This window comes from Acidovorax sp. HDW3 (assembly GCF_011303755.1).
Taxonomy (GTDB): Bacteria; Pseudomonadota; Gammaproteobacteria; order Burkholderiales; family Burkholderiaceae_C; genus Paenacidovorax.
In genome coordinates this window covers 2,203,655-2,229,059 of sequence record NZ_CP049885.1, presented here as the reverse complement: position 1 = coordinate 2,229,059, position 25,405 = coordinate 2,203,655, and the positions used below count along the sequence as shown (strand labels likewise).

The window sequence follows — 25,405 nt, the reverse complement described above, 5'->3', positions numbered from 1 at the left end:
TCTGCCCAGCCGCTACAGTGCCCCTGTAGCGGCTTTTTTTGCTTTTCGTGACCGATACCGCCCCCGTTTTTACCCCCTTGCCCGCCTTCGATCCGCGCCAGATTCCGGTGGCCCGCGTCGATGCCGATCTGCCGACCGTGCCGCTGGCGGCGCAAACCCCGGCGGCCCTGCGCCAGCGCTTTGCTCAGCCGCCGCTGTGGCAGCCCGAGCTGCGCGAGGAAGCCAAATTCATGCAGCGCGAGATGGCGGCTGCGGCCGTGTTGCTGCCCATCGTGCTGCGCCAGGAACCCATGGTGCTGCTGACCGAGCGCACGGCGCACTTGTCCACCCATTCGGGGCAGATCGCCTTTCCTGGCGGACGTGTGGATGCGGGCGATGCCAGCGCCAGTGCCACCGCGTTGCGCGAGGCGCAGGAGGAGGTTGGGCTCGATCGCGCCTGCGTCGAGGTGCTGGGCCAGCTGCCCACTTACACCACCGGCTCGTCTTTCGTCATCACCCCGGTGGTGGGCTTGGTGGCGCCCGGGGCCGCTCTGCACGCCAACCCGCACGAGGTGGCGGCCATGTTCGAGGTGCCGCTGGCGTTTTTGCTCAACCCGGCACACCACCGCCTGCACCGCGTGCAGTGGCAGGGGGTGCAGCGCGAGTGGTTTTCCATGCCCTACCAGGATGGGGCGCACAGCCGCTTCATCTGGGGCGCAACGGCGGGCATGTTGCGTAATTTTTATCGTTTCATGAGCGCCTGAACGCGGGCGCGGTGTGCGCCAGTATGATGGGCGCCCATGAGTTTCTTCGCCATTCTGTTCGCTCTGCTGATCGAGCAGGCGCGCCCGCTCTCGCGCAGCAACCCCATCCATGCCGGGCTGCGTGCCTGGGCCTATTCCGTGCAGCGCAATTTCGATGCCGGCGGCCTGCGTCACGGCTGGCTGGCCTGGGCCCTGGCGGCGGTGCTGCCGGCGCTGCTGGTGCTGGGTCTGCACTGGCTGCTGCTGTGGCTCATCGGCTGGCCGGCAGCGGTCCTGTGGAGTGTTCTGGTGCTCTACGTGACCCTGGGCTTTCGCCAGTTCAGCCACCATTTCACCGCCATCCGCGATGCGCTGGAGGCCGCTGACGAGGACGGCGCCCGCGCCGCCCTGGCCGATTGGCAGCAGGTGGACGTGGGGCTGCTGCCGCGCAGCGAGATCGTGCGCCACGTGATCGAGTATTCCGTCATCGCTGCGCACCGCCATGTGTTTGGCGTCCTGGCCTGGTTCTCCATCCTGGCGGCGCTGGGCCTGGGGCCGGCGGGGGCGGTGTACTACCGCATGGCTGAATTCGTCGCACGCTACTACGACCACGAGCGCGCCAGCCCGGCGCTGTACCAGGCGGCGCAGCAGGCCTGGCGCCTGGCTGACTGGTTGCCGGCACGCCTGACGGCGCTGAGTTTTGCCGTGGTTGGCAGCTTTGAGGAGGCCATCGACGGCTGGCGCTTTCATGCCGAGCGTTTCCCGCAGGACAACGACGGTGTATTGCTGGCTGCCACTGCCGGTGCGCTGAACGTGCGCCTGGGCGGTGAGGCGCTGCGCGGGCGCAGCGGCGCCACTGCTGATGCCGAGGGCCTGGACGCGCACCCCGAGCCCGACGAGGAGGGGGCGGACAGCAGCAGTTCCACCCCCGGGCGCACGCCCGAGGTCGGGCACCTGCGCAGCGTTGTCGGCCTGGTCTGGCGCGCGGTCGTGGTGTGGCTGCTGCTGTTGGCCCTGCTGACCCTGGCACGCCTGCTGGGCTGAAGCGCCCGGGCCTTCAGTAACGCGGTGCCGCGCTCAGTTCGGTAAACAAATCACTATAGATTTTATAGCGCATCGCGCTGATGCTGCCTGCGCTGGAGGCAGTTTCAACCTCTGCCTGCACGGCGCAGCCGGGTTCGTGCAGGTGGCTGCAGTTGTAGAAGCGGCAATGGCTGGCCTGGGCGCCGATGTCGGGCATACAGCGTGCCAGGGCGCTGGGCGCGATGTGGTGCAGGCCAAATTCCTGAAACCCCGGGGAGTCGATCAGCGCCGTCTGGCGCGCGGCGTCCATCCAATACCAGCGGGTGCTGGTGGTGGTGTGCTTGCCGGAGTTGAGCGCCTGCGAGATTTCGCCGGTCTGCGCCTGTGCGCCGGGCACCAGCAGGTTGATCAGGGTGCTCTTGCCCGAGCCCGAGGGGCCGAGGATGAGTGTGGTCTTGCCCTGCAGCTGCGCCAGCAGGGTGCTGCGGGTGGCGGCGTCGGCCTGCGCCAGGGACAGCGGTAGCACCGGGTAGCGGGCACTGGCGTCGTCGGCCTGCATGGCGCGGTAGGGCGCCAGGCGTTGCCAGGCCTGGGCGAAGGGCGCGGTGAGGTCGCTTTTGTTCAAGGCGATGAGCGGGCGGATGCCGGCATCTTCGGCGGCGATCAGGGCGCGGGCGAGCTGGCTTTCGGAGAACACCGGCTCGGCGGCGATCAGGATCAGCACCTGGTCGAGATTGGCGGCAAAGGATTTGGTGCGGATTTCATCCTGGCGGTAAAACAGGTTGCGCCGGGGTAGCACCTTCTCGATCGTGCCCTCGTCGCCCTGGCCTGGCGGCGGTGCCAGCCAGAGCACGCGGTCGCCGACCACGGCCTGGCTTTTCTTGCCGCGCGGGTGGCAGATGCGCTGCTGGCCGTCGTCGCTCTCGACCACGCAGTGGCGCCCATGGCTGGCGACTACCAGGCCCTCGCTGCCCTTCATGGCGCGGCCAGCAAGGCGTCGATGCGCGCGGCGCAGTCGATGTCGGTGGCCGAGATGCCGCCGACGTCGTGCGTGCTCAGGCGCACGATGCAGTGGTTGTAGTGCACCGACAGATCCGGGTGGTGGTCCTGGGTGTGGGCGATGAAGGCGACGGCGTTCACGAAGGCCATGGTCTCGTGGTAATTGGCGAAGGGGTAGTTTTTTTCCAGCGCCCCGTCGCGCAGTTTCCAGCCCGGCAGTTGGGCCAGGATTGCTCTTATTTCAATAGCGATTAGCGCGCTTCTGGATTGGCTGGACCAGTCTTTTTTAGGGAGCATGGGAGTTGGGCCTGGGCGGTGGGGGGAAGGCGGGCGAGGCGCTCGCTGGCCGGGGGGTGCGAATAGTACACGGCGGCGTAGAGCGGGTCGGGGGTGAGGGTGGAGGCGTTGTCCTGGTAGAGCTTGAGCAAGGCGCTACGCAGGGCGCCGGCGTCGGCCTGATGGGCGGCGTAGGCGTCGGCCTCGAACTCGTGGCGGCGCGACCATTGCGCCAGCAGCGGGCTGACGAAGAAGCTCAGTGTGGGCAGCGCCAGCAGGAACAGCAGCAGCGCCAGGGCGTCGTTGGGTGCGCTGCCATCGAGCGACAGGTTGGGCAGCACCCCGAGCCCGGTGTAGAACCAGCCCTGCGCCGCCAAGGCCCCCAGCGCGGCAAAGCCGACCAGGCTGAGGGCGAACATGCCGACCATGCGCTGCGTGATGTGGCGGCGTTTGAAGTGTCCGAGTTCGTGTGCCAGCACGGCTTCCACCTCGGCGGGTTCGAGCTGCGCCAGCAAGGTGTCGTAGAAGACGACGCGCTTGGAGCGGCCAAAGCCGGTGAAGTAGGCGTTGGCGTGCGCGCTGCGGCGGCTGCCGTCCATGACGAACAGGCCCTGGGCGGCAAAGCCGCAGCGCTGCATCAGCGCCGTCACGCGCGCCGTCAGCGCTGCATCCTGCAGCGGCTTGAACTGGTTGAACCAGGGGGCGATGAAGCTCGGGTAGAGCCACAGCAGCAGCAGGTTAAACCCCATCCAGGCTGCCCAGGCCCAGAGCCACCACAGCGTGCCCGCTGCGCCCATGAGCCACAAAATAAGGGCCGCCAGCGGCAGGCCGATCAGTGCGCCCACCAGGGTGGATTTGAGCAGGTCCGAGAGCCACAGCGCCGGCGTCATCTGGTTGAAGCCAAAGCGCTGCTCCAGGCCAAAGGTGGCGTACAGCGACAGCGGCAGCTCCAGCAGCCCACCAATGAGGGCAAAGCAGGCCAGCAGCGCCAGCTGCTGCACCATGCCGCCGCCCAGGGCGGCGAGCAGCGCCTGGTTGAGGGCATCGAGCCCGCCCAGTAGCGTCCAGCCCACGAGTATGGCTGCGCCCCAGGCCAGCTCGATCAGGCCCAGGCGCGCCTTGGCGATGGTGTAGTCGGCCGCTTTTTGGTGCGCCGCCAGGCTGATGCGCTCGGCAAACGCTGCGGGCACGCTGGCGCGGTGCCGTGCCACATGGCGGATCTGGCGCGTAGCCAGCCAGAACTTGAGCAAGAGCCCGGTGCACAGGGCCAGAACAAAGAACAGGGAAAGAGCCAGCGAGGGCGAGAGGGAGTCAAAAGGGCTCATGCGCGGCGAGTGTAGGCGATCGGCGAAAATCCTGGGATGTCTGAAATTTCTACCCCCCTTCTCCCCAAATCTGACCAAAACCTGGTGTGGCTCGACTGCGAAATGACCGGCCTGGAGCCCGAAACCGATCGCCTGATGGAAATCGCCGTCGTCGTCACCGGCCCGAACCTGGAGCCGCGCATCGAGGGCCCGGTGTTCGTCATTCACCAAAGTGACGCCCTGCTCGACGGCATGGACGCCTGGTGCAAGGGCACGCACGGCAAGAGCGGCCTGACCGACAAGGTGCGCGCCAGCCAGACCACGGAGGCCGAGGCTGAGCGCCAGTTGATCGACTTTTTGAGCCAGTACGTACCCAAGGGCAGCAGCCCGATGTGCGGCAACACCATTGGCCAGGATCGGCGCTTTCTGGTCAAGTACATGCCCCAGCTGGAAGCCTTTTTCCACTACCGCAACCTTGACGTGAGCACACTCAAGGAGCTGGCCAAGCGCTGGAAGCCCGAGGCCTACAGCAGCTTCAAGAAAGCGCAAAAGCACACTGCGCTGGCCGACGTGCATGAGTCCATCGACGAGCTGCAGCACTACCGCCAACACCTGCTGGCGGTGTAATCGGTTGCACCTTTTTCTGGGGTTTGGGGCTTGTGGTTGCATAAAGGGTTTACCCCGGTTCGATTTTTGGGGTTGCGGCTCTACCATGCGCCCCTGTCCTTGCGCAGTGGTGCTGGGGTCGCGGTGTTACCCACCCGTCGCTTCGGTCGCTGCCTTTTCCCGTAACCCTTGCCGGAAGCCAACCCCATGCAACGCATCACTTTCAAAACCACCCTGGTGGCCGCCGCCGCCCTGGCCTGCGCCGCCGCCGTGCAGGCGCAAGAGCAGGTCGTAAAAATCGGCCACAGCGCGCCCCTGTCGGGCCCGAATACCTTTGCCGGCCGCGACAACGACAACGGCGTGCGCCTGGCGATCGAAGACCTGAACGCGCGCAAGCTGCAGGTGGGAGGCAAAACGCTCAAGTTCGAGCTGGTGGCCGAGGACGATCAGTGCGACGCCAAGACCGGCGTCGCCGTGGCGCAGAAATTCGTTGATACCGGCGTGCGCTACGTGATGGGGCCGTACTGCTCGGGCGTGGCCATTCCCGCTTCGCGCGTGTACGACGGCGGCGGCGTGCTTCTGTCCACCGTGGGCACCAACCCCAAGGTCACGGCCGGTGGCTATAAAAATGTGTTCCGCATCGTTGCCAGCGATACGCAAATTGGCGCCAACATGGCCGCCTATACCGCGCAGGAACTCAAGGCAAAAAAAGTGGGCGTGATTGATGACCGCACGGCTTTCGGTCAGGGCGTGGCCGATGAGTTTGCCAAGGATGCGCAAAAGAACGGCCTGACCGTCGTCGGGCGCGAGTTCACCACCGACAAGGCCACCGACTTCATGGCCATCCTCACCAGTCTCAAGGCCAAGCAGCCGGAAGTCATCTTCTACGGCGGTTACGCGCCGCAGGCCGCGCCCATGGTGCGCCAGATGAAGCAGCTGGGCATTACCGCCAAGCTCCTCGGCGGCGACACCCTGTGCAGCCCGGAAATGGCCAAGCTCGCGGGCGATGCCGTCAACGATCTGGTGTATTGCGCCTACGCTGGAATGCTGATGGACAGCGATGCAGGTGCAAAAGCTTTTCAGGAAAAGTTCAAAAAGCGCTTTGGACAGAACCCGGATGTGTACAGCCCGTTCTACTACGACCAGGTCATGAATCTGGGCGAAGCCATGCAAAAGAGCGGCTCGACCGACCCCAACAAGGTGGCGACGTTCTTGCGCCAGAACAGCTACAAGGGTGTGATGGGTAACTACGAGTACGACGACAAGGGCAACCGCCTGAAGGCGCCCACCGTGGTCAACACCTTCCGCGCCGGCAAGCCTGCACCGCTGGCGAGCTTTTAATACCGTAATTTTTGACAGCCCTTGCGGGCAAACCCTAAATCCGCCATAATAGCGGGCTGCACCACCTGCGGGTGGTGCAGTTTTTTGTGCATCTCCCTTCACACACCGGGCCCTGCACGCCAGCCGCACCACTCTCGCGTGCCGCAGCGTTTGCAAACAATGCCCACCCAGGCCATCCGCTATGGCCTTTGGTTTTGTTTGATGGTTGATGTTTTGTAGCCATCAAGCGAAGCCCACCGCAGAACAGCGTCTGCGGCGCTTTTCGTGTGAGCAAATCATGACTGAATCTATTGCCCTGCAGGCCGAACAAGCGCCTGCTATTGCCTCTTTGCCTGTTGCTGACGAGGCCGTGGCCGCGTCTGTCGTCCCTGCAGAAAACACGGCCCCCGCGCCTGTTGCTGCGCCGGCCTTCCCCGAGGGCTTTGCCCGCCTGGGCCTGGTGCCCGAGTTGCTGCGTGCCGTGCAAGACCTGGGCTACACCGAGCCGACAGCGGTGCAGCAAAAAGCCATTCCCCTGGCCATGGGCGCCGGTGACGAAGAAGGCCGCTTCATCGACCTGATGGTGTCGAGCCAGACCGGCAGCGGCAAGACCGCCGCCTTCCTGCTGCCCGTGCTGCACACCCTGGTGCAGCAGCAAGAAGCGCAAATCGCCCGTGAGCGCGCTGAATTTGACCGCCAGGCGGCCGAAGCTGCTGAGCGTGGCGAGGCACCGCCCAAGCGCGCCCGTCGCAAGAACCCCACGGATGCACGCAATTTCAAGGCCGCCGTGCCCGGCGCTCTGGTGTTGTGCCCCACGCGCGAGCTGGCGCAGCAGGTGGCGCACGACGCCATCGAGTTGGTCAAACACTGCAAGGGCCTGCGCATTGCCAACGTGGTCGGTGGTATGCCCTACCAGCTGCAGATTGCCAAGCTGCAAAACGCCAACCTGGTCGTTGCCACGCCGGGGCGTTTGCTGGATCTGCAGCGCTCCATGCAGATCAAGCTCGATCAGGTGCAGTTCCTGGTGGTCGATGAGGCCGATCGTATGCTCGACCTGGGCTTTGCCGACGACCTGGCCGAGATCAACCAGCTCACCGCCCAACGCAAGCAGACCATGATGTTCAGCGCCACTTTCGCGCCGCGCATCCAGCAGCTGGCCATGCGCGTGATGCACGACAACGGCTCGGCGGTGCAAAAAGTGCAGATCGACTCGCCGCAGGAAAAGCACGCCAACATCCAGCAAAAGCTGTTCTGGGCCGACAACGCCCAGCACAAGCGCAAGATGCTCGACCACTGGCTGCGCGATGCCAGCATCAACCAGGCGGTGGTGTTCGCCAGCACGCAGATCGAGTGCGACGGCTTGGCGCAAGACCTGCAGCAAGACGGCTTTAGCGCCGTGGCCCTGCACGGCGCGCTCAGCCAGGGCCTGCGCAACCGCCGCCTGATGGCGCTGCGCAATGGCCAGGTGCAAATCCTGGTGGCCACCGATGTCGCCGCGCGCGGCATCGACGTGCCCACCATCACCCACGTCTTCAACTTCGGCCTGCCGATGAAGGCCGAGGACTACACGCACCGCATCGGCCGCACGGGCCGCGCTGGCCGCGACGGCCTGGCCGTGACCTTTGCCGAATTCCGCGACCGCCGCAAGATTTTTGACATCGAAGGCTACAGCCGCCAGCAGTTCAAGGCCGAGACCATTCCGGGCCTGGAGCCCACCCAGCGCTTCCCGCAGGGCCGCCCTGAAGGTGGCCGTGGTGGCCGCGACGGTGGCCATGGCCGGGGCGAGCGCCGCTTTGGTGGCCGCAGCGAAGGCCGTGACGGCGGGCGCGGTGGTTTTGGTGACCGGGGTGGTTTTGGTGGTGGCGATCGTGGTGGTGACCGTGGTGGTTTCGCTGAGCGCCGCCCTGCGGAGCGCGGCGGTTTTGCCGAGCGCCGTCCCTATGGCGATCGCCCCGATCGTCCTGAGCGCCCGGCGTACGGCGCACGCCGTGACAGCGAAGGCTATGGCCGCAAAGGTGGCTTTGGCGAGGGTGCGCAGGGCCATGGCCACTTCAACCGCGAAGGCGCAGGCCGTGGTGGTTTCAACGACGCAGGCCGTGGCAACTGGGGTGGCAATGGCCGCGCTGACGCTGCGCCGCGTGGTGACTGGGGACGCAAGCCCGGCGGTTTTGCCAAGCCCGGCAATACGGGCGGCGGCAAGCCTTTTGTGCCGCACAAGCGTCCTGCGCGCTAATGGATCGAACCGGCTCCTTGGAGCCGGTTTTTTTATATCTGCGCTCGCCGTACGCCAGTTGTGCGTCAGGGGCGCCGGGATAATGTGCAGCGGAGGTATTGACCGTGGTAACCGATTTGGCATTCGGCGTCGCCGACGAGGCGCTGTTCGACCTCGCTCCCGTTTCCTTGTGGCTCGAAGATTACAGCGCACTGCGGCAGTTGTTTGACCGCTGGCGTGCCGCCGGGGTGCGCGATTTGCGCAGCTTTCTGCAGCAGCAGCCCGAGCGGGTGCGCGAATGCAGTGCCGCCTACCGGGTGCTGCGGGTCAACCGGCGCACGCTGGAGCTTTTTTCGGCCCCTGATCAGCAGACTCTGATTGCGCGCCTGGCCGAGGTTTTTCGGGGCGATATGCACCAGCGCGTGATTGATGAGCTGGTGCAGCTGTGGGAGAGTGGCCAGGGCTTTGCCACGCAGACGGTGAACTATGCGCTCGATGGGCGGCGCCTGGACGTGCGCGTGCAGGCGCGCATCCTGCCGGGCTACGAAGGTGACTGGCACCGGGTGCTGGTGTCCCTCGAAGACGTGACGGCCGAGGTGCAGGCCAGCGAGCGCCTGCGCCAGAGCCAGCGCTACGCTTGTGATTTGTTCGAGTACTCGCCGGTGTCGCTGTGGGTCGAGGATTTCAGCCAGGTCAAGCGCCTGCTCGACGAGTTGCGCGCCATCGGTATTTCTGACTTTGCCACCTTCCTCAAGGTGCATCCTGAATTCGTTACCCGTTGCATTCAGGAGATTCGCGTCATCGACGTCAATCGCCAGACCCTGCGTCTGTTCGGCGCGACCAGCAAGGGCGAGCTCTTGAGCAGCACGGCGCAAATTTTTCGGGATGAGATGCTGCACTCATTCGCCGAGCAGTTGCAAGACCTGTGGGACGGCAAGCTGGTGCAGCAGCGCGAGGTGGTGAACTACGCCCTCTCGGGCGATGCGCTGCACATCCACATGCAGTTTGCCGTGCTCGACGCCCACGCGCAGGACTGGAGCCTGGTGCTGCTGTCGCTGATCGACATCACAGCGCGCAAAAAGGCCGAAAGCTATCTCGAATACCTGGGCAAGCACGACGTGCTGACCCAGCTGCGCAACCGCGCTTACTACATGGAGGAGATCAACCGCCTGACGCGCAAGGGTCCCTGGCCGGTGGGCGTGTTGGCGATGGATTTGAACAGCCTCAAAGAGGCCAACGACGAGCATGGCCATGCCGCTGGCGATGCCATGCTGCGCCGGGTGGGCGAGGTGCTGGCCAAGGCGGTGGATGCGCCCGCCTGTGCCGCGCGTATCGGCGGCGATGAATTCGTCGTCTTGCTACCGGCGACCGATGAGCGCGGCGCCTTTGCGGTGCAAGAGCGCATTTTGTCGTTGCTCGATCTCAATAACCAGTTTTATCCGGGGCAGTTGGTCAGCCTGTCCATGGGCCTGGCCTGTGGCCGCGAGGGTGAGGCCATAGAAGCCGTGGTGCAGCGCGCCGACCAGGCGATGTACGCTGCCAAGGCCCGCTACTACGAGGACAAGGAGCTTGACCGCCGTCGTTTACACGCGACTGGCGTGGCGCCCGATGTCGGGCCAATGGTGGTGCAAATACACCCAGGCGAGTAACCCGACCAGCATCAGCGCCAGCGAAGCGGTGGCCAGCCCAACGGCTGAATGCATCACCAGCGGCGCCAGCAGGCCGGCGACCAGGCCGTTGGCGCTGGCGCCCACAAAAGCCTGCAGCGACGAGGCCATGCCACGGCGCTGCGGGAACAGGTCGAGCACCAGCAAGGTGACCACGGGCACCATCAGCGCCCAGCCAAAAGAAAAAATGCCAATCGGCAGCAGCGCCCAGGGCAGGGCAGGGGCGGCCAGCAGATTGCCGCCCAGGTTGGTCAACGCCATCAACAGCATGATGAGAAAGCCGTGGCGGATCTGGCGCTTGGGCGCAATCTTGCCCGCCAGGCGGCCGCTGACCCAGGCGCCGCCCATGATGCCGGCGATGGTGACGAGAAAGAGCCAGAAGAACTGCGTTGGCGCCAGCCCCAGGATGTCGCCCAGGAAGGCGGGCGCCGAGAGTACGTACAGAAACATGCCGTTGAACGGGATGCCGCTGGCCAGCGCCAGCAGCACGAAGCGCAGGCTGCTACCCAGCTCCCAGTAGCCGGCCAGCAGGTGGCGCATGTGCAGCGGCTGGCGCTCGCTCGGGCGCAGGGTTTCGGGTAGCAGGCGCCAGTTGGCCAGCCACAGCAGCACGCCAACGCCGGTCAAAAACCAAAACACGCTGTGCCAGCCCAGGTACACCGAGACCGTGCCGCCCACAATGGGCGCAATCGCCGGTGCAATGCCAAAGAAAATCGTCACCTGGCTCATGACCTGCTGCGCCTGCGCGGGTGCGAACATGTCGCGGATGACGGCGCGCGAGACCACAATGCCGGCCCCGGCGGAGAGCCCCTGCAGGGCGCGAAACAGCACCAGAGTGCCAATGTTCTGCGCCAGCGCGCAGCCTGCCGACGCCAGGGTGAACACCGCCAGCCCCCACAGCACCACGGGGCGGCGCCCAAAGCTGTCGGAGAGCGCGCCGTGGAACAGCGTCATGAAGGCAAAGGCGAACAGGTAGGCTGAGAGCGTCTGCTGCATCTGCACCGGCGTTGCCGCCAGCGCCTGGGCAATGGCGGGGAAGGCGGGGAGGTAGGTGTCGATGGAGAACGGCCCGACCATGCCGAGCAGGGCCAGCAAAACGGCCAGCAGCCAGCGCGGGCCGTGCCAGAGTTCTTGGGCATGGGGGTGCATGGGGCCTTGCAGGTAGGAGGAGAAAAGAAAAAAGCACCTGGCGATTCCTCGTCAAGTGCTTTATATCTTTTGTGTTTTTGGTGGGCCCTGAAGGATTCGAACCTTCGACCAACGGATTAAGAGTCCGCTGCTCTACCAACTGAGCTAAGAGCCCCCTCTTGGGTTTCTGACTGCGCTGCAGCAGAGACCGCAATTATGCACTATTTTTTCTTGCGCCATGAAAAATTGCCTGCGCTGTGCGCAAAAAATCACACCATGGCGTTGCGCTGCGCCAGCTCCATGAACAGGCCGCTGTGGTCGAGCGTGCCCAGGCCATGTGCGATGCCGCTGGCGTACAGGGTTTCAAACAGGGCTGTGATAGGGGCGTCAAAACCAAGCTCTTGCGCTGTGGCCAGGGCGTTGCGCATGTCCTTGAGCTGTACCTGCATCCGTGCGCCTGGGGTGAAATCGCGCTGCACCATGCGCGCACCGTGCAACTGCAGGATGCGGCTGTCGGCAAAGCCGCCGCTGATGGCCTCGCGCACGCGCGCTATGTCGGCGCCGCCCTTGGCGGCCAGCAGCAGGGCTTCGGCGACGGCACCGATGGTGATGCCCACGATCATCTGGTTGGCCAGCTTGGTCAATTGCCCAGCACCGTGCGGGCCGACGTGGGTGGCGCGCCCGAGGGTGGCAAACACCGGCGCGGCGCGGGCAAAGTCTGTCGCCTCGCCACCGGCCATGATGGCCAGGGTGCCGGCCTGCGCGCCCACCGTGCCGCCGGAGACGGGCGCGTCCAGACAGGCCAGTCCCATAGAAGCGAGCTGCTGCGCGTGCGCGCGCGCCTCGCGCGGTTGGATGGATGCCATGTCGATGAACAGGTTGCCTGGGCGCATGGCTGCTGCCGCACCCTGGGCGAACAGCACCTGGTTGACGACGCTGCCGTTTTCCAGCAGGCTCAAGGTGATGTCGGCGGCTGCGGTGGCGCTGGCGGCGCTGGCGTGCAGCTGGGCACCATCGGCGGCCAGGGGTTCGGCCTTGGCGGCGGTGCGGTTCCAGGCGTGCACCTGGTGGCCGGCCTGGCACAGGCGGCGGGCCATGGGTAGGCCCATCATGCCGGTGCCGAGCACGGCAACGCGCAAAGATGGGGGCAAAGAAGGGGGCTTGGGTTCAAAGGTCATGGACTGCCGCGCGGAGATCGTCAATACGTTCTGAGGAGTTTGGCATGGAAACACCATCGTTCGATCCGGCCTGGCTGGAGCGCATGTACAACCACCGCGCCCAGGTGCCCGAGTATCCGCAGTACCTGCAGCGCTGGGTAGCCGCTTCGGTGCGGGTGCGCCAGGCGCTGCCCGTAGTGCTCGATACCGCGTATGGCAGCGATGCCAGCGAGCGGCTCGATATATTTCCCGCTGCGCCAGCGTCGGCGGCGGCGCCGGTGCTGGTGTTTTTGCACGGCGGTGGCTGGAGTGGTGGCGACAAGTCGGACTACGCCTTTGTGGCCGCGCCCTTTGTGCAGGCCGGTTTTTGCGTGGTGCTGGTCAACTACGGCCTGTGCCCGGGGACGGTGGGGCATGGCGTGACCATTGCCCAGATTGCGCGCCAGGTGGAGGCGGCGCTGGCCTGGGTCTGGCGCCACATTGGCGACCATGGTGGGGATTGCAGCCGCATCACGGCGGTGGGCCATGGTGCGGGGGGGCACCTGGCGGCGCTGCTGCTGACCAGCGCCTGGCCGCTGATAGGGGCGGGCGATTTGCCCGAGGCGCTGGTGCGCAATGCGCTTTCCATCTCGGGGCTACACGACCTGACACCGCTCATGCACACGCCGTTTTTGCAGGCCGTGCTGCAGCTCAATGACGACCAGATCGAGCGCTTTAGCCCGGCGCTGCTGTCGGCGCCGACCGAGGGCATTTTGCACGCCGTGGTGGGCGGCGAGGAGAGCGAGGAATACCAGCGCCAGTGCCGCCTGATCGAGGTGCGCTGGCACTCGCACGCCGTGCCGCGCTGCCAGGTGCTGCCGGGGCTGAACCACTACGCCATGCTCGACGCGCTCGCCCAGCCCGGCCACGACCTGCACCACATGGCGCAGAACCTGTTGCGCCTGTAGCGCTGGCTGGGCGCGTTACATGAGCAGGTGCTCACCGGCGTTGTCGCCGCCGAGGATGACGTAGTTCACCTTGCGGATGTCGAGCAGCTTCTTGCCGCCGGCGTAGCTGATGGAGCTTTGCACGTCCTGCTCCATCTCGATCAGGGTTTCGGCCAGCTTGCCCTTGACGGGCTCCAGAATGCGCTTGCCCTCGACGTGCTTGTACTCGCCCTTGTTGAAGTCGCTGGCCGAGCCGTAGTACTCCTTGTACAGCTCGCCGTCCACCTCCACGGTCTTGCCGGGCGATTCCTCGTGGCCGGCAAAGAGCGAGCCGATCATGACCATGGTGGCGCCAAAGCGGATGCTCTTGGCGATGTCGCCGTGGCTTCGGATGCCGCCGTCGGCAATGATGGGCTTGGTGGCCACGCGCGCGCACCACTTGAGCGCTGACAGCTGCCAGCCGCCCGTGCCAAAGCCGGTCTTGAGCTTGGTGATGCAGACCTTGCCCGGACCGATGCCGACCTTGGTGGCGTCGGCGCCCCAGTTCTCCAGGTCGATCACGGCCTCGGGCGTGCCGACGTTGCCGGCAATGACGAAGGCGCCGGGCAGGTGGGCCTTGAGGTACTGGATCATCTCCTTGACGCTGTCGGCGTGGCCGTGGGCGATGTCGATGGTGACGTACTCGGGCGTGATGCCTTCGGCCTTGAAGCGATCGACGGTGGCGTAATCGGGCGCCTTCACGCCCAGCGAGATCGAGGCGTAGCAACCCTTGGCGTGCATGTCGCGCACGAACTGCAGGTTGTCCAGGTCGAAGCGGTGCATGACGTAGAAGTAGCCGTTTTGCGCCAGCCAGGTGCAGATTTTTTCATCCACCACCGTCTTCATGTTGGCGGGCACGGCGGGCAGCTTGAAGCGCCGCCCGCCCAGCTCCACGCTGGCGTCGCACTCGGCGCGGCTTTGCACGCGGCACTTGCGCGGCAGCAGCAGGATGTTGTCGTAGTCGAAGATTTCCATGAGGTTCCAAGCTCCTTTGAAAGGTCGTCCGCACCGGATGGCGCGGGCGTGGGGCGCTTGGCTTGAAACCGGCTTCGTGGGCAGCGGCGTGGCAGCCGGTGCCGAACCCTGCGTGTGCGCAGGCACAAAAAAACCGGGCATCAAGAAACTTGGGCCCGGTGCTTGATTGTACCGGCTTGCCGGGGCAGGGTTTTTACAATCGGCCGATGCATTCCCACGCTTCTTCTTCCCCCCTGCTCGCGGGCCTGAACGCCGAGCAGCTCGCCGCCGTCACCCTGCCTGCAGGCCACGCCCTCATTTTGGCCGGGGCCGGCTCGGGCAAGACCCGGGTGCTGACCACGCGCATCGCCTGGCTGCTGCAGCAGGGCCTGGCCACGCCCGGCGGCATCTTGGCCGTCACCTTCACCAACAAAGCGGCCAAGGAAATGCAGGCACGCCTGGCGGCCATGCTGCCGGTGAATGTGCGCAGCATGTGGATTGGCACCTTCCACGGCCTGTGCAACCGCCTGCTGCGCGCGCACCACCAGGCGGCGGGGCTGGCGCAGACGTTTCAGATCCTTGACACGCAAGACCAGCTCTCGGCCCTCAAGCGCCTGTGCAAGGAGCACAACGTCGATGAGCAGCGCTTCCCGCCCAAGCAGCTGCAGTACTTCATTGCCAATTGCAAGGAAGAGGGACTGCGCCCGCGCAACGTGCCCAGCCACGACGAGGAGGGGCGCAAGAAGGTGGAGATTTACCAGCTCTACGAGCAGCAGTGCCAGCGCGAGGGCGTGGTCGATTTTGGCGAGCTGATGCTGCGCTCCTACGAGCTGCTGCGCGATAACGACCCCCTGCGCGTGCACTACCAGCGGCGCTTTCGCCACATCCTGGTCGATGAGTTCCAGGACACCAACCGCCTGCAGTACCTGTGGCTCAAGCAGCTCGCGGGCGACGAGGAGGGCGGGCGCCTGCAGGCGCAGGGCAGCGTCATGGCCGTGGGCGACGACGACCAGAGCATCTACGCCTTTCGCGGTGCGCGCGTGGGCAATATGCAGGACTTCGTGCGTGAATTCGGCGTGCGCCAGACCATCAAGCTCGAAGAAAACTACCGCAGCCACAGCCACATCCTGGACTGCGCCAACCAGCTCATCAGCCACAACCAGGGCCGCCTGGGCAAGAACCTGCGCACCAGCCAGGGCGCGGGCGAGCCGGTGCGCGTGTTCGAGGCTGCCAGCGACATCGACGAGGCGCGCTCGATGGTTGAGGAAATCACCCAGCTCACGCGCCACGATGGCCTGGCGCGGCATGAGGTTGCCATCCTCTACCGCAGCAACGCGCAAAGCCGCGTCATCGAGAGCCAGCTCTTCAACGCCGGCCTGCCCTACCGCGTCTATGGCGGCCTGCGCTTTTTTGAGCGCGCCGAGATCAAGCACGCCCTGGCCTACCTGCGCCTGATCGAGAACCCGCAGGACGACAACAGCTTTTTGCGCGTGGCCAACTTCCCGGCACGCGGCATTGGCGCGCGCTCGCTCGAAGTGCTGCAAGACCAGGCCCGCGCCCAGGGCTGCACGCTGCACGATGCCGTCGCCAGCGTGCCCGGGGCGGCGGGCGCCAAGCTCAGCGCCTTCGTGGCGCTGCTGCAGCTGCTGCGCGAGGCGGCCGAGGGCCAGAGCCTGCGCCAGATCATCGAGCACATGCTGCAAGCGAGCGGCCTGCTGGCGCACTACCGCAGCGAGAAAGAGGGCCAGGACCGCATCGAGAACCTGCAGGAACTGGTCAACGCCGCCGAGAGCTTCGTCACCCAGGAAGGCTTTGGCCGCGACGCCGTGGCGCTGACGCAAAGCCCGGCCAGCCAGGGCCTGGACCTGGAGCAGCCGCTGCAGATGCCACCGATAGACGCCGACACCGGCGAGACGCAGTCGCCGCTGGTGGCCTTTCTCACCCACGCCGCGCTGGAGGCGGGCGACAACCAGGCCCAGGCCGGGCAGGATGCGGTGCAGCTCATGACCGTGCACGCCAGCAAGGGGCTGGAGTTTGACGCCGTGTTCATCGGCGGGCTGGAAGAAGAGCTGTTCCCGCACGCCAACGCCGCCAGCGACAAGCAGGGCATGGAGGAAGAGCGCCGCCTGATGTACGTTGCCATCACGCGTGCGCGCCAGCGCCTGTACCTGAGCCACGCGCAAACGCGGCTGCTGCACGGCCAGACGCGCTACAACCTGCCAAGCCGCTTTTTGGACGAGCTGCCCGAGGAATGCCTCAAGCGCCTCTCGCCGGCGCGCCCGGTGGCCGGATCAGGAGCCGCAGGTGCTATTAATATGAGAGCTGCTGGCGCTTGCTGGACGGGCGCTTCAGGCCAATTTGGCTCTAAAAATTCGGCCCCGGCGCCCATGCCCAGCAGCAATACGCGCACTGTGGAGGGCCTGCGCGTGGGGCAGAAGGTGTTTCACACCAAGTTTGGCGAAGGCGCCGTGCTGGCGCTCGAAGGCGCTGGCGCCGACGCCCGTGCCTACATCAACTTCCCGCGCCACGGCTGCAAGTGGCTGGCGCTGGCGGTGGCCAAGCTCACGCCGGTGGATTGATGCTTATGCGTCCAGCAGCGGGCAGGGCCAGGCGAGCAGCTCGGCCAGGCGCTGTATGCACCAGCGGGCTTCGGCGGGCGTGAGCCCGGCCTCGGGCGCGGCCAGGGCCTGGTGCAGCGACAGCAGCACCTGCGGCTCGCTCGGGCAGGGGCCGTGGTAGAGCTGCTGCGCCTGCTCGACGAGGGCGCTGGCCAGGTCCTCGCACAGCTCGTAGCGTGCGCGCAGCGCATCGGGGCGGCATTGCAGGCGCCCCTGGGGGTTGCTGTACAGGGCCACGAAGGAAGGTGGCACCAGAATCTGGTTCTCGTCCGAGCCGTCGGCTGTCATGGCGTGCGCTGCGTGGGTTTATTCCGGCGCGCCAAAGCAGTCGCGGAAGGTAAAGACGATGGAGCTGAAGAACATCGCCGCCAGCAGCATGGCGCTCAGCAGCATCAGCCCGTGCGCCGCCAGGCCCATGAAGACGGCGACGAAGCCGGTGGCTATGGCCACCACCAGGCCGGCGGCGGTGAACACCGCCAGCCACGCCAGGCCGAACAGGGCGAAGGCCCAGAGGTTGCGCAGGCAGGCGACGGCGCTGAAAAACAGGGCCTTCACCGGTGGCACGCCGTGCCAGTGGACCAGGCCCGGTGCGTGCCAGAACAGGGCCGACAGCGGCAGGTACAGCAGCAGCGCCAGCCACATGGCGCTTTGGAAGTCGCTGTTGGCGGCAATCTCGCGCGTCAGCGGCTCGCCGCCGAGGTAGACGCGGGCGAACTGGCCGCCATCGACGGCTGCCGACAGCCCGATCAGCGCCAGAAAGCAGCCGGCGTAGAGCGCGCCCAGCACCAGCATGGACTGGCGCCGCTCGGCGCCGCTGCGAAAGGCCACCAGCACCAGCGCTGGCAGCGGAAAGCGGCCCTGCAGGGTTTCGGCCGTGGCCACCATCATGCTCAGCTGCGCCGCCGGCAGCAGCGCCAGCGCCAGCGCCGGGCCGACCAGGGGGATGACGGTGATCAGCGACATCGCCGCCATGGCCATGAAGAACAGCCCGGTGAGCGCCAGCGGCTGGCGCCAGAAGGTGCGCACGCCTTGCTGCACCCATCTCACCCCGGCGCTGGCGCGCACGAGCAGTAGCTTCATAGTGTGTCCAGTCGCAGTGGGTGGGCCACGCGCTGGCGCAGCACGCGTTCAAAGTGGCGGGGGTCGTGTGGCTGCAGCAGCGCGGCTTCGCGCGGCAGGTAGAAGTCCCACAGGCGCGAGATCCAAAAGCGCAGCGCGCCGGCGCGCGCCAGCGCAGGCAGCAGCTCGCGCTCGGCCGGCGTCAGCGGGCGCACCGCCTGGTAGGCGGCGAGCAGCGCCTGGGCGCGGGCGCTGTCGTGCGCGCCGCTGGGCAGGTCTATGCACCAGTCGTTCAGGCACACGGCCAGGTCGAACAGCCAGTGGTCGATGCCGGCAAAGTAAAAATCGAAGAAGCCGGTCAGCTGCGTGCCGTCGAACATGACGTTGTCGCGGAACAGGTCGGCGTGGATGGGGCCGCGCGGCAAGGCGGCGTAGGCGCTGCTGCTGGCGATGTGGTTCTGGTACGCCAGCTCGGCGCGCAGCAGCGCGGCCTGCTCCTCGTCGAGGTAGGGCAGCACCAGCGGCGCGGTTTCGTTCCACCAGGGCAGGGCGCGCAGGTTGGGCTGGCTGCGCTCAAAGCTTTGCCCGGCCAGGTGCATCTGCGCCAGCATGGCGCCAACGGCGGCGCAGTGCACCGCCTCGGGCGCGAGCTGGCTGTGGCCGGCGAGCTTTTGCACCACGGCGGCGGGCTTGCCGCACACCTGGTGCAAGATGGCGCCGCTGCGCGCCTCGGCCTGCGGGTCGGGCACGGGGATGCCGTGGTGCGCCAGGTGCTTCATCAGGTGCAGGTAGAACGGCAGCTGCGCGGCGCTCAGGCGTTCGAACAGGGTCAGTACCCACTCGCCCTGGGTGCTGCTCAGGAAGTAGTTGGTGTTCTCGATGCCGCCCTGGATGCCGCGCAGGCCGGTGAGCTGGCCCAGGGACAGGCGCGTGAGCAGCGCCTGGGCTTCTGGTTCGGAGACGGTGGTGAAAACGGCCATGGCAGGGGCGCGCGCCGCCGGGGCGGCGCGCGGCAGGTCAAAAAGGTGGGTTAGAACTTGAGCACGTTCCAGACGCGCGGGCCGTTGGTGTCGTTGGTGTCGCTGCGGCTGCGGTTGTGCAGCTGGCTGCCGGGGGGCTGCACCTCGTAGGCCGGCAGTTCGCCGGTTTTGGGCTGCACCGTAATGCTCTGGGTTTGGCCGCCAATGCGCAGCTCATCGACGCGGCTGCCGGCATCTTCGACTTCGATGCGCTCGGCGCGCTGGTTTGAGAGGCGCCGGTCTTGCTCATTATTTGATAGCTGCTCGCGCTTGCCTGGCGTGCCTTGTTGGGCAGTTTGACCATGGTTTTGGGCGAGGGCGGGGCTGCTGGCCAGGCAGGCCAGCAGCAGCAGGGGGAGGGTGTGGGCGCGCATAAGGCGCCGATTGTAGGTGCTTAGGTGCTGGCTGCGCCGGCGCGGTTTAGCAGCTTTTGGCGCTGCAGGCGCTGGTGCGCGGGCCGATCAGCTCGCGGTATTTCTGGCCCATTTTGCCCATGCGCTCGCACACGTCGCCGCTGGCGTCAAAGGCAAAGCCCTGGCTGGCGTCGGCGTTGAGCAGTTCCACGCGCGTGAGCCCGGCCTGGGCGAATTCCTGCGGGTGGCGCCATTGTTCGGCGCAGATGCTGTGAAAGACGAAGCTCGAATACGTCAGCTCCGACACCTGGGGCTTGTTCATCTGCAGGCGCAGCACGCCTTTGTCGTTCATTTGCGCCGTTTGCAGGCCGTTGCCCAGCAGGGGCTTGCGCAGCACGTTGGGCACTTGATCCATATTGGGCTCGGCCAGAGCCAGGGTGGAGGCGGCGGCGAGCAAGAGGGCGAGCAGGGGCTTCATCGGTGTTTTCCAAGTTGACACAACGGCGGCTATTGTGCCTTTGGCTGTGCCCATGTGCGATGCCGCCCTTGCTGGGACAATGCGCCCCATGACCCAAGACAAAAAATTGGTGCTGGTCGATGGCTCCAGCTACCTGTACCGCGCTTTTCACGCCATGCCCGACCTGCGCGGCCCTGCGGGCCAGCCCACGGGCGCCATTCGCGGCATGGTCAATATGCTGGCGGCGCTGCAAAAAGAGCACCCGGCCGACTACGCGGTGTGCGTGTTCGACGCCAGCGGCCCGACCTTTCGCGACGCCATCTACCCCGAGTACAAAGCCAACCGCAGCCCCATGCCCGACGACCTGCGCGCGCAGATCGAGCCCATCCATGAAGTGGTGCGCCTGCTGGGCTGGACGGTGCTGGCCGTGCCCGGCATCGAGGCCGACGACGTGATTGGCACGCTGGCGCGGCAGGCGGCGGCGCAGGGCGTGCAGGTGCTCATCTCCAGCGGCGACAAGGACTTGAGCCAGCTCGTGACCGAGCGCATCACCATCATCGACACCATGAACGGCAAGCGCCGCGACGTGGCCGGGGTGACGGCGGAATTTGGCGTGCCGCCGGCGCAGATGATCGACTTCCAGGCCCTGGTGGGCGACACCGTGGACAACGTGCCCGGCGTGCACAAAGTCGGCCCCAAGACCGCCGCCAAGTGGCTGGCCGAGTTTGGCAGCCTCGACGCCCTCATGGCGCGCGCGGGAGAGGTCAAGGGCGCCGCCGGCGAGAACCTGCGCGCCGCCCTGGCCTGGCTGCCCACTGGGCGCGAGCTGGTGACCATCAAGACCGACTGCGACCTGAGCGCCTGGGTGGCGGGCCTGCCTGCTCTTGATTTGATAGCTACTGGCGCAGCGCAGACGAGCGTTTTGGCCGATTTTTATCAAAAACACGGCTTCAAGGGCCTGGCCCAGGCGCTGCAGGCCAAGGCATCCACCCCCACCCCCACTTCCACTTCCACCACATTTCCCGCGATGCCCGGCGAAAGCGGCGACCTGTTTGCCGACCACAGCGCCAGCCCCGTGGCCGAGGCGGCGCAGCAGCGCCCCGTGGTGTACGACACCATCCTCAACTGGGCCGACTTTGACCAGTGGCTGGCGCGCCTGCAGCGTGCCGAGCTGGTGGCGCTCGATACCGAAACCACCGCGCTCGATGCGCTGCGTGCCCAGTTGGTGGGCATATCGTTCAGCGTGCAGCCGGGCGAGGCGGCCTACATCCCGCTGGCGCACAGCGGGCCGGACGCACCCGCGCAGCTGCCGCTGGAGCAGGTGCTCGCACGCCTCAAGCCCTGGCTGGAAGATGCGCGCTGCGCCAAGCTCGGCCAGCACGTCAAATACGACCGCCATGTGTTGGCCAACCACGGCATCGAGGTGCGCGGCTACGTGCACGACACCATGCTGCAAAGCTACGTGCTCGAAGTACACAAACCGCACAACCTGGCCAGCCTGGCGCTGCGCCACACCGGGCGCAAGGGGCTCGATTACGAAGACCTGTGCGGCAAGGGCGCGCACCAAATCCCCTTTGCCCAGGTGGCGGTGGACAAGGCCGCAGCCTACGCCTGCGAGGACGCCGACCAGACCCTGGACGTACACCAGGCGCTGTGGCCGCTCTTGCAGGCCAACGAGCGCCTGCGCGCCATCTACGAGCTGGAGGTGCGCAGCAGCGAGGTGCTCTACCGCATCGAGCGCAACGGCGTGCTCATCGACGCGCAGCTGCTGGCGCAGCAAAGCCAGCAACTGGGCCAGCGCATCGTGCAGCTCGAACAAGAGGCCTACGCCATCGCCGGCCAGCCCTTCAACCTCGCCAGCCCCAAGCAGTTGGGCGAAATCTTTTTCGACAAACTGGCCATGCCGGTGGTGAAAAAAACCGCCACCGGCGCGCGCAGCACCGACGAAGAAGTGCTGGAAAAGCTCGCCGAGGACTACCCCCTGCCGGCCAAAATCCTGGAGCACCGCAGCCTCTCCAAGCTCAAGGGCACGTACACCGACAAGCTGGGGGCATTGGCCTTGCCGCGCACCGGGCGCGTGCACACGCACTACGCGCAGGCCGTGGCCGTGACCGGGCGGCTGTCGAGCAACGAGCCGAATTTGCAAAACATCCCCGTGCGCACGCCCGAGGGCCGGCGCATCCGCGAAGCCTTCATCGCCCCGCCCGGGCGCGTGATTGCCAGCTGCGACTACTCGCAGATCGAGCTGCGCATCATGGCGCACCTGAGCGGCGACCAGGCGCTGCTGCACGCCTTCCAGCACGGCCTGGACGTGCACCGCGCCACGGCGGCGGAGGTGTTCGGCGTCGCGCTCGACCAGGTCACGAGTGAGCAGCGGCGCTACGCCAAGACCATCAACTTCGGCCTCATCTACGGCATGAGCAGCTACGGCCTGGCCAAGGCCCTGGGGCTGGACAACCAGGCGGCCAAAAATTACATCCAGCGCTACTTTGAGCGCTACCCCGGCGTGCTGCAGTACATGGAAGAAACCAAGGCCCGCGCCAAGGCCCAGGGCTATGTGGAAACCGTGTTTGGCCGGCGCCTGGTGCTGCCCGAAATCAACTCGCCCAACGGCCCGCGCCGCGCCGCTGCCGAGCGCGCCGCCATCAACGCGCCCATGCAGGGCACGGCGGCCGACCTCATCAAGATGGCCATGGTGGCGGTGCAGCAGCAGCTCGATGCACAGCAGCCAGACATCCTCATGCTGATGCAGGTGCATGACGAACTGGTGTTCGAGCTGCCCGAGACCCAGGTCGATTGGCTGCGCGAGCAGGTGCCGCGCCTGATGGCGGGCGTGGCCGATCTCAAGGTGCCGCTGCTGGCCGAGGTGGGCGTGGGCGCCAACTGGGAGGCGGCGCATTGATGGCCCTGTGCCCAACCCTTGCGGCCCAGTTGACGCCCGCCACCCGCATGGGCCTGTCGATTGCTGTTGCCACCGGGCTGTACGGCATCTCGTTTGGCGCCCTGGCGGTGGCAGCCGGGCTTTCGCTGGCGCAGGCGCAGGCGCTGAGTCTGCTGATGTTCACCGGTGGTTCGCAGTTCGCCTTCATTGGCGTGCTCGCCAGTGGCGGCACCGGCGCCTCGGCCCTGGGCGCCGCCACCCTGCTCGGGGTACGCAACGCCGTCTACGGGATGCAGATGCAGCGCCTGCTGGGCCTGCGCGGCTGGCGGCGCTGGCTGGGCGCGCACGTCACCATCGACGAATCGGCCGCCACCGCCGTCAGCCAGGTTGATGCGGCCGAGCAGCGGCGCGGCTTCTGGGTCGCCGGCCTGGGGGTGTTCGTGCTCTGGAACGCCTGCACCCTGCTGGGCGCGGTGCTGGGCGACGCGCTGGGCGATCCGCGCCGCTACGGCCTGGACGGTGCTGCCGTGGCGGCCTTTCTGGGCCTGCTGTGGCCGCGCCTGCACGCGCGCGAGCCGGTGGCCTCGGCCCTGGCCTGCGGCCTGGCTGCCACCTTGGCCGTGCCTTGGGTGGCGCCGGGCCTGCCCATTGTGCTGGCGGCGGCGCTGGGCGCCGCCTGGGGCGCCTGGCGCGGTGGCCACGGAGGCGCGCCATGAATGGCCTGAACTTCAGCCTGGATGTCGGCCTGTGGGGCTGGATCGTGCTGGCCGCGTTGCTCGCTTGGGGCACCAAGCTGCTGGGCTACTTCATTCCCGCCCGCTGGCTGGCACAGCCGCGCGTGGCGCACGCCGCCGCCAGCATGACGGTGGCGCTGCTGGCGGCGCTGGTGGCGCTCAACACCCTGGCCGACGGCCAGCGGCTGCAGGCGGACGCCCGCTTGGGCGCCCTGGGCGTGGCCGCGCTGGCGCTGTGGCTGCGCGCGCCGTTTTTGCTGGTGGTGCTGCTCGGGGCCGGGGCCTCGGCGCTGCTGCGCTGGTGGTGAGCGCACGCGAGCGCCGCAGTTTTGGGACAATGGCGGCCTTTTTTTAGACATTTTTGGGCTCTGGCCCTTGCCTAATCAGCGTAAACAGCTATGACATTGATAGCAATCATCGCCGCCACCCTGGCCGCTGGCATCGGCAGCGTGTGGCTTGCGGCCCTGCTCATGCGCGCCGGCCTGGGCGGGCGTTGGCGCGTCGGGCCGCAGCATCTGCTGAGCCTGGCGGCCGGCGCACTGCTGGCCACGGCTTTCATGCACCTGCTGCCCGAGGCGTTCGAGAGCGGGGCCGAGGCGCACGACCTGTTCGCCGTGCTGCTGCTCGGGCTGGTGTTTTTCTTCGTGCTGGAAAAAGCCGAGCTGTGGCACCACGGCCATGAGAACGGCCCCCAGGGTGCGCCGCACCTGCACCACGACCACAGCCATGACCACGAACATCACCACCACGGCAAGGGCGGCTGGACGCTGCTGACGGGCGACAGCGTGCACTGCTTTGGTGATGGCGTGCTCATCGCCTCGGCCTTTGTGGCCGACCTGCGCCTGGGGCTGGTGGCGGCGCTGTCGGTGCTGGCGCACGAGGTGCCGCACCACATCGGCGACCTGGTGGCGCTGCGCCACCGGGGCGGCGGGCGCAGCATGGCGCTGCTCAAGGTGTCGCTCGCCGGCTCGGTCACGGCGCTCGGCGGCATCGCCGGCTACGCCCTGGTGGGGCACTGGGATGCGGCGCTGCCGTATTTCCTCGTCGTGGCGGCGAGCAGCTTTGTGTATGTGGCGCTGGCCGACCTGATTCCGCAGCTGCAAAAGCGCTTGTCAGCGGCGCAGTCGCTGGTGCAGATTGGCTGGCTGCTGCTGGGCATCAGCGCCGTGGTGCTCATCAGCCGCCTGGTGCACGCGCAGGGGCATTGAGGGCAGCGCGCACCCCCGGCAGCTGGCGGCGCGAGACGGTGAGCAGCTCGCCCAGGCCGCGCAGGCGAACAGCCCAGCCTTCGCCTTCGACCGGGTCGCAGTGGCGTTCGAGCGCGCGCACGGCGTCGCGCGCCACCAGGGCGTTGCGGTGGATGCGCAGAAAGTGCGCCGGGTAGCGCGCCTCGTAGTCGCTCAGGGCGCCGTCGAGCACGTAGGTGCGCCCGGTGGTGCGCAGCGTCAGGTATTTTTGCTCCGCCTTCAGGTACAGCACCTCGTCCAGGGGCACGCGTTCGCTGCGCCCGCGCTCCTGTATCAATAGCGCCTCACGCTCTGTGGGAGCGGGTTGCAGGGTGTTTTGATGTGGCTGGCGCTGCACTTTGGCGAGCGCTTGCTGCAGGCGCTGCAGGCGCACGGGCTTGCTCAGGTAGTCCAGGGCGTCGAGCTCGAAGGCGTCGAGCGCGTGGCCGGTGTCGGCGCTGACGAACACCAGCGCCGGCGGCGTGGCCATGCCGCGCAGCTGCTGCGCCAGCGCCAGGCCGTCCTGGCCGGGCATGTGGATGTCCAGCAGCAGCAGATCGACGCTGCGCCCCGTGGGCGACTGCAGCAGCGCCAGCGCCTGCGCGGCGTGGGCGGCCTCGCTGATGTGCAGATGCGGCTGCGGCGCCTGCGCCTGGCAGTCGGCGAGCAGGGTGCGCAGGCGCTGGCGCGCCAGGGCTTCGTCGTCAACGATGAGGATGTGCATG

24 protein-coding genes and 1 tRNA gene are annotated in these 25,405 nt (G+C 66.8%); 12 read left to right on the top strand and 13 right to left on the bottom strand.

Annotation, left to right across the window (positions count from 1 at the left end):
• Positions 1–47 precede the first annotated feature (47 nt).
• Entirely contained in the window at positions 48–743 is a 696-nt protein-coding gene (locus tag G7045_RS10150; protein WP_166159525.1) for a CoA pyrophosphatase, read from the top strand.
• Between the two features lie 36 nt (positions 744–779).
• Positions 780–1,766, top strand: a complete 987-nt coding sequence (locus tag G7045_RS10145; protein ID WP_166159524.1) for a CobD/CbiB family protein — start codon at positions 780–782, stop codon at positions 1,764–1,766.
• A gap of 13 nt (positions 1,767–1,779) precedes the next feature.
• On the opposite strand, the gene rsgA is transcribed toward G7045_RS10145, so the two are convergent.
• Genes rsgA through G7045_RS10130 form a run of 3 tightly spaced genes read right to left on the bottom strand, consistent with a single transcriptional unit; the run spans position 1,780 to position 4,345 of the window.
• Positions 1,780–2,724, bottom strand: coding sequence for a ribosome small subunit-dependent GTPase A (rsgA, locus tag G7045_RS10140; RefSeq protein ID WP_166159523.1), 945 nt, complete (start codon positions 2,722–2,724; stop codon positions 1,780–1,782).
• Positions 2,721–3,041 carry a 4a-hydroxytetrahydrobiopterin dehydratase gene (locus tag G7045_RS10135; protein ID WP_166159522.1) on the bottom strand — a complete coding sequence of 107 codons (321 nt, stop codon included), beginning with the start codon at positions 3,039–3,041 and terminating at the stop codon, positions 2,721–2,723. The genes rsgA and G7045_RS10135 overlap by 4 nt, the downstream gene beginning before the upstream one ends.
• The gene (locus G7045_RS10130; protein WP_166159521.1) at positions 2,996–4,345 is read right to left on the bottom strand and encodes a M48 family metallopeptidase; all 1,350 of its coding nucleotides are present in this window, start codon (positions 4,343–4,345) and stop codon (positions 2,996–2,998) included. The genes G7045_RS10135 and G7045_RS10130 overlap by 46 nt, the downstream gene beginning before the upstream one ends.
• Positions 4,346–4,381: 36 nt before the next feature.
• Here G7045_RS10130 and orn point away from each other — a divergent pair, with 36 nt between their 5' ends.
• From orn to G7045_RS10110, 4 genes are all read left to right on the top strand, one after another.
• The gene (orn, locus tag G7045_RS10125) at positions 4,382–4,951 is read left to right on the top strand and encodes an oligoribonuclease (RefSeq protein WP_166159520.1); all 570 of its coding nucleotides are present in this window, start codon (positions 4,382–4,384) and stop codon (positions 4,949–4,951) included.
• 186 nt (positions 4,952–5,137) lie between these two features.
• Positions 5,138–6,271 (top strand): branched-chain amino acid ABC transporter substrate-binding protein, encoded by a 1,134-nt coding sequence (locus tag G7045_RS10120; RefSeq protein ID WP_166159519.1) that lies wholly within the window; start codon positions 5,138–5,140, stop codon positions 6,269–6,271.
• Between the two features lie 277 nt (positions 6,272–6,548).
• The gene (locus tag G7045_RS10115) at positions 6,549–8,483 is read left to right on the top strand and encodes a DEAD/DEAH box helicase (protein WP_166159518.1); all 1,935 of its coding nucleotides are present in this window, start codon (positions 6,549–6,551) and stop codon (positions 8,481–8,483) included.
• A 104-nt stretch (positions 8,484–8,587) separates the two neighbouring features.
• Positions 8,588–10,111, top strand: a complete 1,524-nt coding sequence (locus G7045_RS10110) for a diguanylate cyclase domain-containing protein (RefSeq protein WP_240919207.1) — start codon at positions 8,588–8,590, stop codon at positions 10,109–10,111.
• Here G7045_RS10110 and G7045_RS10105 read toward each other — a convergent pair.
• The 3 genes from G7045_RS10105 to G7045_RS10095 all read right to left on the bottom strand — a co-directional run bounded on the left by G7045_RS10105 (position 10,046) and on the right by G7045_RS10095 (position 12,435).
• Positions 10,046–11,278, bottom strand: coding sequence for a multidrug effflux MFS transporter (locus G7045_RS10105; protein ID WP_166159517.1), 1,233 nt, complete (start codon positions 11,276–11,278; stop codon positions 10,046–10,048). The two genes, G7045_RS10110 and G7045_RS10105, sit on opposite strands and share 66 nt — an antisense overlap.
• 78 nt (positions 11,279–11,356) lie before the next feature.
• Positions 11,357–11,432: transfer RNA gene (locus G7045_RS10100), tRNA-Lys, on the bottom strand.
• Between the two features lie 94 nt (positions 11,433–11,526).
• On the bottom strand, positions 11,527–12,435 hold the full coding sequence (locus G7045_RS10095) for an NAD(P)-dependent oxidoreductase (protein WP_166159516.1): 909 nt from the start codon (positions 12,433–12,435) through the stop codon (positions 11,527–11,529).
• 44 nt (positions 12,436–12,479) lie between these two features.
• Here G7045_RS10095 and G7045_RS10090 point away from each other — a divergent pair, with 44 nt between their 5' ends.
• Complete coding sequence (locus tag G7045_RS10090) at positions 12,480–13,361, top strand: alpha/beta hydrolase (protein ID WP_166159515.1); 882 nt, start codon at positions 12,480–12,482, stop codon at positions 13,359–13,361.
• A gap of 15 nt (positions 13,362–13,376) precedes the next feature.
• On the opposite strand, the gene G7045_RS10085 is transcribed toward G7045_RS10090, so the two are convergent.
• Positions 13,377–14,354, bottom strand: a complete 978-nt coding sequence (locus G7045_RS10085; protein ID WP_166159514.1) for a GMP reductase — start codon at positions 14,352–14,354, stop codon at positions 13,377–13,379.
• A gap of 206 nt (positions 14,355–14,560) precedes the next feature.
• Between G7045_RS10085 and G7045_RS10080 the strand changes: the two genes are divergently transcribed.
• The gene (locus G7045_RS10080) at positions 14,561–16,912 is read left to right on the top strand and encodes a UvrD-helicase domain-containing protein (RefSeq protein WP_166159513.1); all 2,352 of its coding nucleotides are present in this window, start codon (positions 14,561–14,563) and stop codon (positions 16,910–16,912) included.
• Between the two features lie 3 nt (positions 16,913–16,915).
• Here G7045_RS10080 and G7045_RS10075 read toward each other — a convergent pair whose 3' ends face one another.
• The 5 genes from G7045_RS10075 to G7045_RS10055 are packed head-to-tail and all read right to left on the bottom strand — an operon-like array spanning position 16,916 to position 19,860.
• Positions 16,916–17,239 carry a hypothetical protein gene (locus G7045_RS10075; protein ID WP_166159512.1) on the bottom strand — a complete coding sequence of 108 codons (324 nt, stop codon included), beginning with the start codon at positions 17,237–17,239 and terminating at the stop codon, positions 16,916–16,918.
• An 18-nt stretch (positions 17,240–17,257) separates the two neighbouring features.
• The gene (locus G7045_RS10070; RefSeq protein WP_166159511.1) at positions 17,258–18,031 is read right to left on the bottom strand and encodes a BPSS1780 family membrane protein; all 774 of its coding nucleotides are present in this window, start codon (positions 18,029–18,031) and stop codon (positions 17,258–17,260) included.
• On the bottom strand, positions 18,028–18,990 hold the full coding sequence (locus G7045_RS10065; RefSeq protein ID WP_166159510.1) for a homoserine kinase: 963 nt from the start codon (positions 18,988–18,990) through the stop codon (positions 18,028–18,030). Before G7045_RS10065 ends, G7045_RS10070 begins: the two co-directional genes overlap by 4 nt.
• A 50-nt stretch (positions 18,991–19,040) precedes the next feature.
• Positions 19,041–19,403, bottom strand: a complete 363-nt coding sequence (locus tag G7045_RS10060; protein WP_166159509.1) for a hypothetical protein — start codon at positions 19,401–19,403, stop codon at positions 19,041–19,043.
• 46 nt (positions 19,404–19,449) lie between these two features.
• On the bottom strand, positions 19,450–19,860 hold the full coding sequence (locus tag G7045_RS10055; RefSeq protein WP_166159508.1) for a hypothetical protein: 411 nt from the start codon (positions 19,858–19,860) through the stop codon (positions 19,450–19,452).
• An 88-nt stretch (positions 19,861–19,948) separates the two neighbouring features.
• Here G7045_RS10055 and polA point away from each other — a divergent pair, with 88 nt between their 5' ends.
• The 4 genes from polA (at position 19,949) to G7045_RS10035 (ending at position 24,662) form a co-directional block, all read left to right on the top strand.
• Complete coding sequence (gene polA, locus G7045_RS10050) at positions 19,949–22,741, top strand: DNA polymerase I (RefSeq protein ID WP_166159507.1); 2,793 nt, start codon at positions 19,949–19,951, stop codon at positions 22,739–22,741.
• Positions 22,741–23,436, top strand: coding sequence for an AzlC family ABC transporter permease (locus G7045_RS10045; protein ID WP_166159506.1), 696 nt, complete (start codon positions 22,741–22,743; stop codon positions 23,434–23,436). The genes polA and G7045_RS10045 overlap by 1 nt, the downstream gene beginning before the upstream one ends.
• A complete protein-coding gene (locus G7045_RS10040; RefSeq protein WP_166159505.1) occupies positions 23,433–23,762 on the top strand; it encodes an AzlD domain-containing protein in 330 nt (109 codons plus the stop codon). The genes G7045_RS10045 and G7045_RS10040 overlap by 4 nt, the downstream gene beginning before the upstream one ends.
• Before the next feature lie 90 nt (positions 23,763–23,852).
• Positions 23,853–24,662: a ZIP family metal transporter gene (locus tag G7045_RS10035; RefSeq protein WP_166159504.1), complete on the top strand. Its 810-nt coding sequence runs from the start codon at positions 23,853–23,855 to the stop codon at positions 24,660–24,662.
• Here the strand turns inward: G7045_RS10035 and G7045_RS10030 are convergent.
• Positions 24,631–25,404 carry a LytTR family DNA-binding domain-containing protein gene (locus G7045_RS10030; protein WP_166159503.1) on the bottom strand — a complete coding sequence of 258 codons (774 nt, stop codon included), beginning with the start codon at positions 25,402–25,404 and terminating at the stop codon, positions 24,631–24,633. The genes G7045_RS10035 and G7045_RS10030 overlap by 32 nt on opposite strands.
• Between the last annotated feature and the right edge of the window lies 1 nt (position 25,405).

What these genes read in the sequence shown, in the direction of transcription:
- G7045_RS10090 (WP_166159515.1), top strand. Translation starts at nt 12,480, where the DNA reads ATGGAAACACCATCGTTCGATCCGGCCTGGCTGGAGCGCATGTACAAC.
- G7045_RS10055 (WP_166159508.1), bottom strand. Translation starts at nt 19,860, where the DNA reads ATGAAGCCCCTGCTCGCCCTCTTGCTCGCCGCCGCCTCCACCCTGGCT.
- G7045_RS10120 (WP_166159519.1), top strand. Translation starts at nt 5,138, where the DNA reads ATGCAACGCATCACTTTCAAAACCACCCTGGTGGCCGCCGCCGCCCTG.
- G7045_RS10130 (WP_166159521.1), bottom strand. Translation starts at nt 4,345, where the DNA reads ATGAGCCCTTTTGACTCCCTCTCGCCCTCGCTGGCTCTTTCCCTGTTC.
- G7045_RS10040 (WP_166159505.1), top strand. Translation starts at nt 23,433, where the DNA reads ATGAATGGCCTGAACTTCAGCCTGGATGTCGGCCTGTGGGGCTGGATC.
- G7045_RS10075 (WP_166159512.1), bottom strand. Translation starts at nt 17,239, where the DNA reads ATGACAGCCGACGGCTCGGACGAGAACCAGATTCTGGTGCCACCTTCC.
- G7045_RS10085 (WP_166159514.1), bottom strand. Translation starts at nt 14,354, where the DNA reads ATGGAAATCTTCGACTACGACAACATCCTGCTGCTGCCGCGCAAGTGC.
- polA (WP_166159507.1), top strand. Translation starts at nt 19,949, where the DNA reads ATGACCCAAGACAAAAAATTGGTGCTGGTCGATGGCTCCAGCTACCTG.
- G7045_RS10035 (WP_166159504.1), top strand. Translation starts at nt 23,853, where the DNA reads ATGACATTGATAGCAATCATCGCCGCCACCCTGGCCGCTGGCATCGGC.
- G7045_RS10105 (WP_166159517.1), bottom strand. Translation starts at nt 11,278, where the DNA reads ATGCACCCCCATGCCCAAGAACTCTGGCACGGCCCGCGCTGGCTGCTG.
- G7045_RS10070 (WP_166159511.1), bottom strand. Translation starts at nt 18,031, where the DNA reads ATGAAGCTACTGCTCGTGCGCGCCAGCGCCGGGGTGAGATGGGTGCAG.
- G7045_RS10045 (WP_166159506.1), top strand. Translation starts at nt 22,741, where the DNA reads ATGGCCCTGTGCCCAACCCTTGCGGCCCAGTTGACGCCCGCCACCCGC.
- rsgA (WP_166159523.1), bottom strand. Translation starts at nt 2,724, where the DNA reads ATGAAGGGCAGCGAGGGCCTGGTAGTCGCCAGCCATGGGCGCCACTGC.
- G7045_RS10030 (WP_166159503.1), bottom strand. Translation starts at nt 25,404, where the DNA reads ATGCACATCCTCATCGTTGACGACGAAGCCCTGGCGCGCCAGCGCCTG.
- G7045_RS10065 (WP_166159510.1), bottom strand. Translation starts at nt 18,990, where the DNA reads ATGGCCGTTTTCACCACCGTCTCCGAACCAGAAGCCCAGGCGCTGCTC.
- G7045_RS10080 (WP_166159513.1), top strand. Translation starts at nt 14,561, where the DNA reads ATGCATTCCCACGCTTCTTCTTCCCCCCTGCTCGCGGGCCTGAACGCC.
- orn (WP_166159520.1), top strand. Translation starts at nt 4,382, where the DNA reads ATGTCTGAAATTTCTACCCCCCTTCTCCCCAAATCTGACCAAAACCTG.
- G7045_RS10135 (WP_166159522.1), bottom strand. Translation starts at nt 3,041, where the DNA reads ATGCTCCCTAAAAAAGACTGGTCCAGCCAATCCAGAAGCGCGCTAATC.
- G7045_RS10115 (WP_166159518.1), top strand. Translation starts at nt 6,549, where the DNA reads ATGACTGAATCTATTGCCCTGCAGGCCGAACAAGCGCCTGCTATTGCC.
- G7045_RS10095 (WP_166159516.1), bottom strand. Translation starts at nt 12,435, where the DNA reads ATGACCTTTGAACCCAAGCCCCCTTCTTTGCCCCCATCTTTGCGCGTT.
- G7045_RS10145 (WP_166159524.1), top strand. Translation starts at nt 780, where the DNA reads ATGAGTTTCTTCGCCATTCTGTTCGCTCTGCTGATCGAGCAGGCGCGC.
- G7045_RS10060 (WP_166159509.1), bottom strand. Translation starts at nt 19,403, where the DNA reads ATGCGCGCCCACACCCTCCCCCTGCTGCTGCTGGCCTGCCTGGCCAGC.